Here is a 13,922-nt window from a genome sequence, read left to right on the forward strand (position 1 = left end):
GCCAATGTGATTAATCACATTAGTACCTTTATTGCTTCTCCTTCTGTCAGCTGGTATACTCCGGCCGTCACAACGGTTTCTCCCGGTTCCAACCCTTTAGAAATAAGCAGGTTTGCCTCTCCCGTTGGAGAATAAACGGTCACTTCGCGGCGACTGACTTTATTACCTTCCACCACCCATACATACGTTTTCCGGTTTTCACTGTCGCCAAATACGGCGCTTAACGGTACATTCATCAGCTTTTCTTCCAGAAAGGGAGCGACATCCGATGCCAGCTTTATTTTGCATGTGAATCCCGGTTTTACGTCATAACGTGTACGGTCAAAGTGCGGGTCGTCAATTGTTATTGTCACCGGAATACCCGTCCCTGCTGTGGAGATGTCAAGATACTCTTCCAGTCTGGCATCGAAAGCCTCTGCAGGGTAACTGTCGAACACCACCTTGAACTTTACGTCCTTGGCACGGAGCAGATAGAGATAATCATCCGGTACGGTGAACTTGATTCGTAGCTTCTGTGTATTTACCAGCTGTACAACCCCTTCTCCTGCATTGACACGCTGATAGTTCTCTACCAGCCGTTTTTCGATGGAACCCTCGAAAGGGGCTGTCAGCCGCGTATCCCGCATATTGTTGCCGGACAACTCGTAAGTGGATTTTGCTTTCTGATAGTTGGCTACGCTGATTTCGTATTCCTGCACGGAGATAGCCTGGCGGCCAAGCAGCCGTTTGTTACGTTCCACTTGTGCGGCAGCTGTTTCGTAGGCAGCCTTGTCGGCTGCATATTGCAGGGAGATGTCGCGTGGGTCGATGGCGGCAATCAGTTGCCCCTTTTTTACCCGCTGTCCCTCTACAACCGGGAGGCTGATGATTTGTCCGCTGACGCGGAAGGCAAGTCTCACATATTCCACGGCTTCCACTATTCCGGAGAAGTCTTTGCGGATAACCGACTGTGAACTGATTTGCGCAGTCTTCACCGGTCGGATAAGGGTATTTCTACCCTTTTGTTTTTGCCCGCACGACGTGATGAACAACGTCGTAACCAGGGCGAAAAGAAACATTTTTTTCATTGGTAAACAAGTATATAGTTATTCGTTCAGGTATATATAAAAACATAAAACCGGGAAAACAACCAAATGTTCTCCCGGTTATAGGATAAATGATGATTTAATGTGCCAATGTGCTAATTGGCTGCGCAATGTTTATGCTGCGCTATCACGCCGCAGGTCATTGGCACATTGGCATATTAATTTTCAATTCCGTCCCCCGTTCCAGCGTATATGGGTGTCCGTAGACTTGTATGTCCACTTTGCTGCCTGCTGTAAGCGAGATTTCGATTTCTTTTCCTACCCGTATGTGAAGTGTGTTTTTCAGATAATTCACCTTGAATGAATAGCTGTCCCATTTTTGCGGTATGACAGGGGAGAAACACAACGTCTCCTTCAGCACCTGCATACCTGCAAATCCGCGTACAATGGCCAGCCAGCTGCCGGGCATACTGGTTATGTGCAGACCTTGGTCCGCTTCGTTGTTGTAGTCGTCCAGGTCAAGCCGCGTGGCATGCAGGAAAAGCTGGTAAGCTTTTTCCACTTTGCCGATGCGTGCAGCCAGGATGGAATGGATGTGGGGAGAAAGGGAGGATTCGTGTACGGTCATCGGCTCATAGAACTCGAAATTGCGGCGGACGGTTTCCGTGTCGAAATAGAAATAATAGAGGTAAAGTCCGAGCAACACGTCACTCTGCTTGATGTAGCAAGAGCGCAGAATGCGGTCCCATGACCAATGTTGGTTGATGGGGCGTTCTTCGGCAGGAATGTTATCTGTACTTTCCAGTACTTTATCCATATAGCCGTCATTTTGGATAAAAATACCCCGTTCCTTGTCTTCCGGCAGATACATGTGTTCGATGATGTCTCTCCACCGGGCACTTTCCTTCACTTGGTCGAGATTGGTGATGCGGCGTATGTGGGCATATTCATCCGGATATTGCTGTGCCACCATTTCCAGAAAACGGAGGGTCATCTTGAGGCACTGTATACAGGAATAGTTAGTGTACCAGTTGTTGTCCACATTGTTTTCGTATTCATCCGGGCCGGTAACCCCCAGTATGACATATTTCTGTTTGGGTTGGGAGAAGGATACCCGTTGGCTCCAGAAACGGCTGACGGCAATCATTACTTCCAGGCCATATTTAGCGATATAGTCCATATTGCCCGTCAGCGCTGCATGCTGAACGATGGCATAGACAATGATATTGTTACGGTGGATTTCCTCGAAGGTTATTTCCCATTCACTGTGGCATTCCTCTCCATTGTTGGTTACCTGCGGAAACAACGCTGCACCGTCCTTGAAACCCAGTTTACGGGCGTTTTCGATGGCTTTGGGAAGCTGGTTGTACCGATATGCCAGCAAGTTCTTTGCAATCTCTTTGGGAGTGGAGAGCAGAAAAAACGGTACACAACACAGTTCCGTGTTCCAATAAGTATTTCCGCCATATTTTTCTCCGGTGAATCCTTTGGGGCCGATGTTTAGGCGCGGATCATCTCCCCGGTAAGTCTGATACAGCTGGAATATGTTGTACCGGATACCTTGTTGCGCTTCCGGATCCCCTTCGATGACGACATCCGTTTCGTCCCAGATTTCCTGCCAGGCCCTTCGATGCTCTTCTACCAGCGTATTCCAGCCTATGCTCTTGGCTTCGCGTGCCTCGGCCACGGAGTGTTCCACCAATTCACTCCGTTCGTGGTAGAGAGAAGAAGCAATGGCGGTGTATTTGATGAGTGTCACGTTGTCTCCGGGTTTCACGTCGGCACCTACGCTGAAACCGGTCTGCTTTTCCTTTTCTATCCGTATGAGGTTGGCAGTGGTTTCCTTGTTGTTTTTGAAGAATTGGTAAGTCATGGCGTAGCACACTTGTGCATCTTCCCGGCGGGTCTGTGTCCAGAGATAGGCACAGCTGCTGGTAGAACCGGAACGCAGTATGTTCCATATTTTCAGGTTTGGCAGATCGGCATCGTCTACTATATTCCCGTCAAGGATGGGCACGAGTGAGATTCTGCCGGTATAGTTGATGGAAGACACGCTGTACTTGATGAGACAGAGGTTGGGTCTTGCCATATTTGTGATATGCTCTACATGGATGCGGAGCTGGTTTCCGCGAGGAGACGTCACCTCCATGTCCCGGTAGAAGATACCTTCCTTCATATCCAGGCGGCGGTTGAAGCTGTCGACATCCCAGCCTGCCAAATCGAGTTCCTCATCGATGAGGCGCAGGTTGATGCGGCTCCAGTCAGCAGCCTTGGGTATACGGGTGTAATATGGGGGAAATCCGTTCTTCCACCATCCTACGCGGGTTTTGTCCAGGAAAGTGATGCCGGCCACAAATGAACCACGGTAACTGTCACTGCTGTAAGGCTCCTCAAAATACCCCCGTTGCCCGAAACGTCCGTTTCCGAGACTGAATATACTTTCCGACATCCGTTGACGGTCGGGGTGGAATTGGTCTTCGATGATGTTCCATTCATCGGTCTTGAGGTATTTCTTCATGGCGACGTGTTTTCTGTAGTTATCGCCGTAAAGTTAAGCAATATGCGGAAATAAAGAAGAAATGGAAAGGAAAAAAACAAACGTGCGGTAGGCTTTTTTTTACCTGCTTTCTTGCCGGAGGGCTGGTAGGCTCGTCAATAACAGATGCTATGTACGGTCAGAAGAAGAGGTAACAATCATACGGTATGAAAGCATGAATCATACGATATGATTATGGTAATCATACGGTATGATTCATGTCTTTATTACAAAGATAACGGCTGTCCTTTGTACGGTGTGCCGGTCTCGGTTCTTTGTGTGTTATGTTTCGGAGGCGTGTGCTTACTTGCTTTTTTCTCCTTGGTTCTCTTTGATGAGGTATACGCAGGCGGCGCCGATTATCAGCATGATTCCTGCCAGCACAAGCATATTGATTTCAGGAGGCAGTCCTCCTTGGGGAGTAAACAAGGCAAGGATGGTGCCGCCCAAAGCAGCTGCTATAATCTGCGGGATACAGATAGTACCGTTGAAAAGTCCCAGATAAGTACCCATGTGTCCTCCGCTCAGTGCGTTGGTCAGGATGGTGAACGGCAGTGCCAGCATGGCAGCCCATGCACAACCTATCAGCAAGAAGGAAATGAAGAGCATATAAGGGTCGTGTATGAAGTAGGTGGAAATGAAACCTATACCTCCCAGAACAAGGCTGAGTGAGTAGACCCGGCGACGGTCCTTGAACATCGGTATGCAGATGGCCCAAAGCACAGAGCCGATGGCTTGTACGGCAAACAGTACGCCTACCCAGTCGGCGGCATTCTGATATTGCAGGCTCTTGGTGTCGAGTACCACTTTGGTGACACCATCTACCAGGTGCTCTACTGTAGGAGCATCAAAAGCATTGGCAGCGATGCTGCCGTTGGTATAGGTCCACATGAACATAAAAGCAAACCAGCAGAAGAACTGTACCAGTCCGATAGTCCAGAATGCTTTCGGAGCCTTGATGAGCAGCTTCAGCATGTTGGTCTTTTCATGTTCCTCTTCTTCGGTGATGCCGTGATACTCTGCATATTCGGCAGGCGGCATCTCTTTTACTTTGACCGAAGTGTAGATGACGCAGAAGATAAGGATGGCCGCTCCGATGTAGAATGAGTAAATCACCGAGTCGGGGATTACTCCTTGGGGAGCTGTATTGCTGATGCCAATCCATGCAAAGATGAACGGGAAGAGATATCCCACCAGGCTGCCTGCATTGCAGAGAAAACTCTGGATGGAGTAGGCGAGTCCTTTTTGTTTCTCATTCACCATGTCGCCCACCATCATTTTGAAGGGTTGCATGGCCATATTGATGGAGGTGTCGAGGAACATCAGCGATACCAGTCCGAAAATCATGGCTGTACTTACTGCCATGCCGAAGCTTCCGGCATTGGGTAGCAGGCACATGACGAGTACGGCCACCAACGAACCTATAAACAGATAAGGGATGCGCCGCCCGAAGCGTGTCCAGGTCTTGTCACTGGCGGCTCCCACGATGGGTTGTACAATGATACCTGCCAACGGCGGTAATATCCAGAAATAACTCAAATTATGCGGGTCTGCACCCAAAGTGGAAAAGATACGGCTGATGTTTGCACTCTGCAAAGCATATGCAATCTGTACGCCGAAAAAACCAAAGCTGATGTTCCACAGCTTCCAGAAACTTAAATCGGGTTTTACTTTCATGATGGTTTAATATGTTTTATTATTTCGTAGTTCCTCTTATCACCAGATTGGTACGTACTATCTTGTTGTTGCTTTTCTCTTCTCCCTCCAGCTTTCCGGTCAGAATGCTGAAAGCGCTTTTACCTACTTCCTCGCCATGCTGCTCCACGGTAGTCAGCTTCGGGTCGGTGCTTTGGGCAATGGCTCCGTCGGTGAATCCGCAGATGGATACTTCATCGGGAACTTTTACGCCGACCAGTTTGCAGGCATACAGTATGCCCGAAGCTGTCTCGTCGTTGATGGCAAAGAAACCGCCAGGGCGGTTTTCGCTTTCCAGCAGGTCGGGAGTGATGGAGATGGCGCGTTCACGGGTGTCGCACAACAGAATCATGCTGTCGTCCACCGGAATTTTATACTTCTTCATGGCATCCAGGTAGCCGTTCCGGCGATTCTTGGTAATCTCTAGGTGGGGAGCCGCACCATAGAAAAGGATACGCTTGCATCCGGTCTGTATCATGTATTCCACGGCTGCAAAGGAGCCGGCATAGTCGTCCACCACCACTCGCTCGGTTTTCAGCCCCGTACATATACGGTCGTAAAAGACAATGGGAATATCGTTGTTCAGCAGCTCCTGGTAATGGTCGTATTGGGAAGTGTCCTTGGCAAGTGAAGCGATGACTCCGCAGACACGGGCGGCAAGGAAAGAATGTACAATTTTCACTTCCTGCTCGTACGATTCGCTGCTCTGCGCCACTATGATATTATATCCGGCATCCGCCGCTGCTTTCTCAATTCCGCTCAATACGCAGGAAAAGAAGTGGTGTACCAGTTGGGGGACAATGACGCCGATGGTATTGCTGCGGCTTGCGCGGAGATTTACGGCAAGTACGTTGGGCTTGTAGTTATGCTCGCGCGCATAGGCATGGACAAGGTCACGTGTTTCCTTGCTGATGTCCGGATTGTCTTTCAGCGCCCTCGACACAGTGGAGGGGGAGACATTCAGCGCCCGGGCAATATCCTTGATGGTAATCTGCGGTTTATTCATGGTATAGTTTTGAGGACAAAGATAAGGTAAACTTCCCTAATCCGATTGCAAAAATAACGTAATAAGGTAAATTGTGCTTATCCGTTGAGGTTTATCGGGTTGTAAGTTTGTGCAAACGATTGCAGATACCCGTATTTTGACAAATTAAGGTGATATATAGTTCTATATTCCCTAAATGCTTATATTTGCAGTACGCAATTAATGATGATAACGCCATGAAACACATGAAGTTTTTGACTTTCTTTTTTTGTATTGCCTTTGCAGTATTTGCATGCAGCAGCAATAATGAGACAGACCCCAATGCTGGTGGACTTCCCGATAAGGAGGAACCTCTGGCTACAGACTTTGCTAAAGGTGCCGACATCAGTTGGGTGACGGAGATGGAACATAAGGGTATGAAATTTTACAATACCTCCGGTGTGGAGACCGATTGTTTCCAGCTGATGAAGGATTTGGGCCTGAATGCGGTTCGACTCAGAGTATGGGTCGACCCCAAAGAACACGATAACTGGTGCAATACGGCCGATTTGGTGACGAAAGCCAAGCGTGCCGCAGAGCTGGGCATGGACGTAATGGTAGACTTCCATTACAGTGACTGGTGGGCCGACCCTGGACAGCAGCATAAGCCTGCTGCATGGAAAGGACTGAACTTGGCCGACTTGAAGAAAGCCGTCGCCGGTCATACTGCCGATGTACTTAATGCGCTGAAAGCGGCAGGAGTTACTCCCAAGTGGGTTCAGGTAGGTAATGAAATCCGTTCGGGGATGCTCTGGGATGAAGATGCTGCATTGAGTGGTGCGTCCTATGATGTGAGGGAATGTGATGTAAAGGGTTCCAACAGCACTTCCGAGGAAGTGAAATACCGTGAGAACTTTGCCAACCTGGCTGCTTTTATCAATGTAGGATACGATGCGGTAAAGTCCGTCTTCGACGATGCCATTGTCATCGTCCATCTGGACAATGGATATGACAACGAATTGTATACCTGGTTCTTTGATGAACTGAGAGCCAATGGCGGTAAGTGGGATATGATAGGCATGTCGCTCTATCCTTACTGGACGATGCTCGAGCACAAGGAATATACAGCTGATAGAACTATCACCGAGTGTATTGCCAATATTAATAGTGTAGCCCGGAAATACAACTGTGACGTGATGGTGGTGGAAACCGGCATGGAGTGTGCCGACGACAAAGGGAATCTGGCAAGTGCTTCCGTGCTGGCAGAAGGGAAACGCCAACTGGCACGTATCCTGAAAGAGTGCAAGGAGAATACCGGCGGACGCTGCAAGGGCGTGTTCTACTGGGAACCGGAATGCAGGCCGAACCAATATCGGCTGGGGGCATTCACTGAAGACGGCCGCCCCACTGTGATAATGGATGCTTTTAAATAATTATATTAACAAAATCTTTTAAAGAAGAATGAGAAAGACAATACTTATCTTTTCCTGCTGCGCTTTTTTTGCCTTGGCGGCAATGGCGCAGCGTACAGAAGCATTGTTGGAAAAGAACTGGAAGTTCACCAAGGGAGATGTTCCCGAAGCAACACAAACAAATTTAGACGACAGTAAGTGGGAAACAGTGACCATTCCTCATGATTGGGCCATCTTTGGTCCGTTCGACCGCAACAACGATTTGCAGGAGGTAGCGGTTACGCAAGACCTTGAAAAACAAGCTTCCGTAAAGACCGGGCGTACCGGAGGGTTGCCTTATGTGGGTGTCGGTTGGTATCGTACGGCTTTTGATGCTTCTGCAGACAAGCAGGTCACTCTGGTTTTCGATGGTGCTATGAGTGAGGCTCGGGTCTATGTCAATGGGAAAGAAGCTTGTTTCTGGCCTTTCGGGTATAACTCTTTTCATTGCGATGTTACCGGTTTGCTGAATGCCGACGGTAAAAACAATGTGCTGGCTGTCCGTCTGGAAAACAGACCCCAGTCCTCCCGTTGGTATCCGGGGGCGGGATTGTATCGCAATGTCCGCCTAGTTACTACGGAACGTGTTCATGTTCCGGTTTGGGGTACACAGCTCACCACACCGCATGTTTCTGCTGAATACGCTTCCGTGCGTCTGCGTACTACAATACGGAATGCCGGTGATGCGGATGTTCGTATTTCTACTGATATTATTGCGCCGGACGGTAAGATAGTAGCCCGTAAGGATAATAGCCGGAAAATTAATCACGGACAGCCATTTGAGCAGAATTTTCTGATAAATGCTCCGTCTCTGTGGTCCCCTGAGACACCTTATTTATATAAGGCAGTATCTAAGATTTATGTAGATGGCAAACAGACTGACGAATATACCACGCGTTTTGGTATCCGCAGCATTGAGATTATAGCTGATAAGGGATTCTTCCTGAATGGTAAGCACCGTAAATTCCAGGGGGTATGCAATCACCACGATTTGGGCCCGTTGGGTGCGGCTGTCAATGTGGCTGCTCTTCGCCGTCAGTTGACATTATTGAAGGATATGGGATGTGATGCAGTCCGTACCTCCCACAATATGCCTACACCCGAATTGGTGGAACTCTGTGACGAGATGGGCTTTATGATGATGTTGGAACCTTTCGATGAATGGGATATTGCCAAATGTGAGAATGGTTATCACCGCTATTTCAACGAATGGGCAGAAAAGGATATGGTAAACATGCTGCATCATTATCGGAACAATCCTTGTGTGGTAATGTGGAGTATAGGAAATGAGGTTCCTACCCAATGTAGTCCCGAGGGCTACAAAGTGGCTTCTTTCCTGCAGGATATTTGCCATCGCGAAGACCCTACACGCCCCGTTACTTGCGGTATGGACCAGGTAACTTGCGTGCTTGCCAACGGGTTTGCGGCAATGATTGATGTACCCGGTCTTAATTATCGGGCTCACCGTTATGTGGAGTCTTATGAGACTCTTCCACAGAATATTGTGCTCGGTTCGGAGACGGCTTCCACTGTAAGTTCTCGTGGTGTCTATAAATTTCCCGTACAGAAGGGTGCCAGTGTGATGTATGATGACCATCAGTGCTCCGGTTATGATGTGGAGTGTTGTTCCTGGTCGAATCTTCCCGATGAGGATTTTGCTTTGTCTGATGATTATGACTGGACAATCGGACAGTTCGTCTGGACGGGCTTTGATTATTTGGGTGAGCCTTCTCCTTATAGTACGGATTCCTGGCCCAGCCACAGCTCCGTTTTCGGTATCATAGACTTGGCAAGCCTCCCCAAAGACCGTTTCTATCTGTACCGCAGCCTATGGAACAAGCAGGCAAATACCTTGCATGTCCTTCCGCACTGGACGTGGCCGGGCAGGGAAGGGGAGAATACTCCGGTTTTTGTTTACACCAGCTATCCCAGTGCCGAACTGTTCGTCAACGGAAAGAGTTATGGCAAACAACGGAAACTTACTGCTGATGAAAGCCGTGCTTTGGAAGGCCGGGACTCCCTTGCTTTGCAGCGTCGCTATCGCTTGATGTGGATGGATGTTCCTTATGAACCGGGCGAAGTGAAAGTGGTGGCTTATGATGCTTCCGGCAAGCCTGCAGAAGAAAAGGTGATTCGTACCGCTGGCAAGCCCCATCATCTGGAGCTGGTTGCCGACCGCACCCGCTTGTCTGCCGATGGTAAGGACCTGGCATATATCACAGTCCGTGTCGTGGATAAGGACGGTAATCTTTGTCCGGCAGACAGCCGCATGGTAAATTTCTCGGTGAAGGGTGCCGGAAAATATCGCGCTGCTGCCAATGGAGATGCTACCAGCCTCGATTTGTTCCATTTGCCCAAGATGCCGGCTTTCAGCGGTCAGCTGACGGCTATTGTGCAGAGTGGCGAGCAAGCCGGTGAGATTGTGTTTGAGGCAAGGGCTAAAGGATTGAAGTCCGGAAAGCTGGTACTTTATACTTCAGAGAAATAAATAGCACTATTTGCTTCCACTCTACCACACCTGCTCTGTACCCCTTTGTTCATCGGTGTTTGAGGTGCGGTGGAAGCAACAGAAAAAGGTGGAAGCAAATTTTGCTTCCACCTCTGTTTTTAGGGCCGACATGATGTTAACTTATTGTAATGTAATAAGTTAATATCATGTCGGCCATTTTGTTAATATCGTGTTAATGGCATATTAATATTGTGCAGACACGTTATTCATATCCTGAAAGTATGTTGCTTGGTTTATACATGCATGGCATTTCTTCAGTAAAAGCTTTGTGTTTCTTTTGTTTTGTCTTGATGTTGTGTAGTGCTTAACGGTCGTAAAGCGATTTGTTGACGGCCGTAAAGCGATCTGCCAACGGCCATCAACAAATCGCCTAACGGTCGTTAGGCGGTGAAAATCTCTGTACTTCAGCAGAATAAACATATATGTTATGTGCAAGAATGCCACATGTAGAGTGGAGAGAAGCGCTGTATTATGATATATCAAGTGATTTTTCTATCTTGTGCAACCGCATGCAATCGTTTGCACTGTTCGTTTCCCACATTTTGCTCTTTCTTTATACTTTACTAAATTAATAAAGCATATTTTTGTTGCGTCATGCTTTAGGTACTTGAAAGACATTAGAAAGCAAAAGTACGAAATTATTTTTACGAATAATATATATAGGTAATTAATATTGTTAACTTTAATTTATTAAATGCATGAAGCAAGTTAATCTTAGAATCTGTCAAACGATTCTTACCCTAATCTTAGGGCTATTCTTGTCTGTAGGCGCTTATGCACAGAACATCACTGTGAAAGGGCATGTGAAAGATGCCTTGGGTGGCGTGATAGGCGCGAGTATAGTGGAAAAAGGGAATGCTACAAATGGTACTATTACCGATTTGGATGGTAATTTCTCATTAAATGTTCCGAAGGGTTCCACTTTGGTTATTTCTTTCATCGGTTATAAAACTCAGGAAGTGGCTGCGGCTCCCAGTATCATCGTAACTTTAGTAGAAGATAGCGAATTGCTGGACGAAGTTGTTGTTGTGGGCTATGGCCGCACTAAGAAAGATGACTTGACTGGTTCGGTTACTGCTATTAAACCGGATGAACTCAGTAAAGGTATCACCAACAATGCGCAGGATATGTTGGTCGGTAAAGTTGCCGGTGTGGACGTTATCACTGCGGGAGGTACCCCGGGCGCCGGTGCGCAGATTCGTGTACGTGGCGGTTCTTCTCTGAATGCTTCTAATGACCCGCTGATTGTAATCGATGGTTTGACTATCGATAACGAAACTCCGAAAGGCATGAGTAATCCTTTGGCGATGGTCAATCCGAACGATATCGAGACTTTCACCGTTTTGAAGGATGCTTCGGCCACTGCCATCTATGGTAGCCGTGCATCCAATGGCGTTATCATCATTACTACGAAGAAAGGTAAGAGCGGATCTGCTCCCAAAGTATCCTACAATGGTGACATGACCATCTCTATGGTCCAGAAAAAGTATGATGTGCTTGATGGCGATGAATTCCGCGATCTTATTAATAACATGTGGGGCGACAAAGCCGGTGAAGTCGGTATGGGCAAGGCCAATACCGACTGGCAGGACTTGATTTTCCGTACAGCCATCTCTCACAGCCACAATGTATCGGTGTCCGGCGGTTTGAAGAACATGCCTTACCGTTTGAGTGTGGGATATAATTCTTCTGACGGTATCGTCGAAACCTCTTGGATGCGTCGTGCCAATGTCGGCTTGAGCCTTTCTCCCTCTTTCTTTGACAATCATCTCAATTTGAAGATTAATGCCAAGTATATGTACGAAAAAGACCGTTATGCTGATGCAGGCGGTGCGATAGGAGCAGCCCTCTCAATGGATCCTACGCAGCCTGTTTATTTCGACGCTGATGATGAGCGTGCTCCTTTCTTTGGCGGCTATTTCCAGCATACGCAGGCACCCAAGGACCTCAATCCCGAGTGGAAATATACTAATAACCCCAACGCTCCCCAGAATCCCTTGGCTCTGCTGATGCTCAAAGAAACGAAAGCTGTAGCCAATGACTTTACGGGTAATTTTGATGTGGATTATAAGGTACATGGCTTTGAGGATTTGCGTCTGCATGCAAGTTATGGAGGTCAGTACACAGAGAGCAAGCAGGACGATATAACTTCTAAATATGCTTATAGCCCCAACTACTACGGTTGGAACGGCGTGACTCAGACTTATAAATATAGTATCACTGCCAATGCTTATGCCCAGTATGTGAAAGAAATCGGTGCACATAACTTTGACATTATGGTTGGTGGTGAAGAGAGCCATTTCCACCGCAGTGGTTATGACTACGGGCAGGGTACCGACCCTTACAATGGTGAACCTCATGACGCTAAGCTGAGAGAAGAACAGGCATGGGCCACTCACAGTTCTTTGGTTTCTTACTTCGGCCGTTTGAACTATACTTTACTCAACAGATACATGCTTACGGCTACGTTCCGTGCCGACGGTTCCTCTCGTTTCTCTGATGACAACAGATGGGGTTACTTCCCTTCAGTGGCATTGGCATGGAAAATCAATGAAGAGGCATTTATGAAAAAGTTTACCTGGTGGAACGAGTTTAAGCTTCGTCTGGGTTGGGGTATGACCGGTCAGCAGGATATTAAAACTGATTTCGGTTATGAAACTCATTATACTTCAAGCGACTCTTTTGCCCAGTATCCCTTTGGTGATACTTACTATGGTACAATGCGTCCATCGGCTTATAACCCCGACTTGAAGTGGGAGACTACTACTACTTATAATGCTGGTTTCGACCTCGGCTTTTTGAACAACCGTATCACTGCTAATATTGATGGTTACTATCGTGAAACGAAGGATTTGCTGAACTCCATCACTATTCCTGTTGGTATGCAGTTCGGTTCTCAGTTGACCAAGAATATCGGTTCGTTGAAGAATTATGGTGTGGAATTCTCCATCAATGCAAAACCCATTGTTACAAAAGATTTCACTTGGGATGTAAGCTATAATGTCGCTTGGAATCACAATGAGATTACCGACTTGGTAGATGGTGAAGTAGGCTATTATGCATGGGCCGGAGATAAAATCGGTCGTGGTAACAATACTTTGATCCAGGCCAATACGGTAGGTGAATCTACTAACTCATTCTTTGTATATCAGCAAGTATATGACGAGAATGGCAAACCCATTGAAGGTATGTATGTGGACCGTGACGGTAACGGACGTATTGACAATGGTGACCGCTATTTCTACAAGAAACCCTCTGCCGATGTCATCATGGGCTTTACCACTAAATTCCTCTATAAGAATTGGGATTTGAGCATGTCTTTCCGTGCTTCCCTCGGTAACTATGTTTACTATGACTTTTTGTCCAACCGTGCAGTGGTCAGCCAGTCTGGTCTGTATTCCAACAGTGCTCTGCACAACTCTACTCCCGAAGCTGTGGCATTGGGCTTTACAGGTGTAGGAGCCGGCAACGACAACTATTTGAGTGACTATTTCGTACGTAATGCTTCCTACTTGAAGTGCTCCAACATTACTTTGGGATATTCTTTCCCCGCACTGTTCAAGGTCGCAGGTCATGAAACATGTTCCGGCCGTGCATTCGTTACTACTCAAAATCCATTCATTATATCCAAGTACAAAGGTATCGACCCTGAAGTGGCAAGCGGTATCGACTCCAATCCTTATCCACGTCCTTTCAGTATTCAAATTGGCTTGAGCCTGAATTTCTAATCCGTTAAATGTAT

General features: G+C 47.5%; 7 protein-coding genes. 3 read left to right on the forward strand and 4 right to left on the reverse strand.

Going from position 1 to position 13,922, the window contains the following annotated elements; all coding sequences use genetic code 11:
- Positions 1-14 precede the first annotated feature (14 nt).
- From DW800_RS14215 to DW800_RS14230, 4 genes are all read right to left on the reverse strand, one after another.
- Positions 15-1,067: an efflux RND transporter periplasmic adaptor subunit gene (locus DW800_RS14215; protein WP_119958154.1), complete on the reverse strand. Its 1,053-nt coding sequence runs from the start codon at positions 1,065-1,067 to the stop codon at positions 15-17.
- A 157-nt stretch (positions 1,068-1,224) separates the two neighbouring features.
- On the reverse strand, positions 1,225-3,543 hold the full coding sequence (locus tag DW800_RS14220) for a family 65 glycosyl hydrolase domain-containing protein (protein ID WP_044467722.1): 2,319 nt from the start codon (positions 3,541-3,543) through the stop codon (positions 1,225-1,227).
- A gap of 321 nt (positions 3,544-3,864) precedes the next feature.
- Complete coding sequence (locus DW800_RS14225; protein ID WP_035449528.1) at positions 3,865-5,238, reverse strand: MFS transporter; 1,374 nt, start codon at positions 5,236-5,238, stop codon at positions 3,865-3,867.
- Between the two features lie 19 nt (positions 5,239-5,257).
- Positions 5,258-6,262 (reverse strand): LacI family DNA-binding transcriptional regulator, encoded by a 1,005-nt coding sequence (locus DW800_RS14230; RefSeq protein ID WP_119958155.1) that lies wholly within the window; start codon positions 6,260-6,262, stop codon positions 5,258-5,260.
- Between the two features lie 215 nt (positions 6,263-6,477).
- Between DW800_RS14230 and DW800_RS14235 the strand changes: the two genes are divergently transcribed.
- From DW800_RS14235 to DW800_RS14245, 3 genes are all read left to right on the forward strand, one after another.
- A complete protein-coding gene (locus DW800_RS14235) occupies positions 6,478-7,653 on the forward strand; it encodes an arabinogalactan endo-beta-1,4-galactanase (RefSeq protein ID WP_005837727.1) in 1,176 nt (391 codons plus the stop codon).
- A gap of 28 nt (positions 7,654-7,681) precedes the next feature.
- Entirely contained in the window at positions 7,682-10,159 is a 2,478-nt protein-coding gene (locus DW800_RS14240; protein ID WP_117680540.1) for a glycoside hydrolase family 2 TIM barrel-domain containing protein, read from the forward strand.
- 719 nt (positions 10,160-10,878) lie between these two features.
- Positions 10,879-13,908 (forward strand): SusC/RagA family TonB-linked outer membrane protein, encoded by a 3,030-nt coding sequence (locus DW800_RS14245; protein ID WP_117749329.1) that lies wholly within the window; start codon positions 10,879-10,881, stop codon positions 13,906-13,908.
- Positions 13,909-13,922 lie beyond the last annotated feature (14 nt).

It is taken from the genome of Bacteroides sp. AM32-11AC (genome assembly GCF_003603515.1).
In the GTDB taxonomy this organism is placed as follows: Bacteria; Bacteroidota; Bacteroidia; order Bacteroidales; family Bacteroidaceae; genus Bacteroides; species Bacteroides uniformis.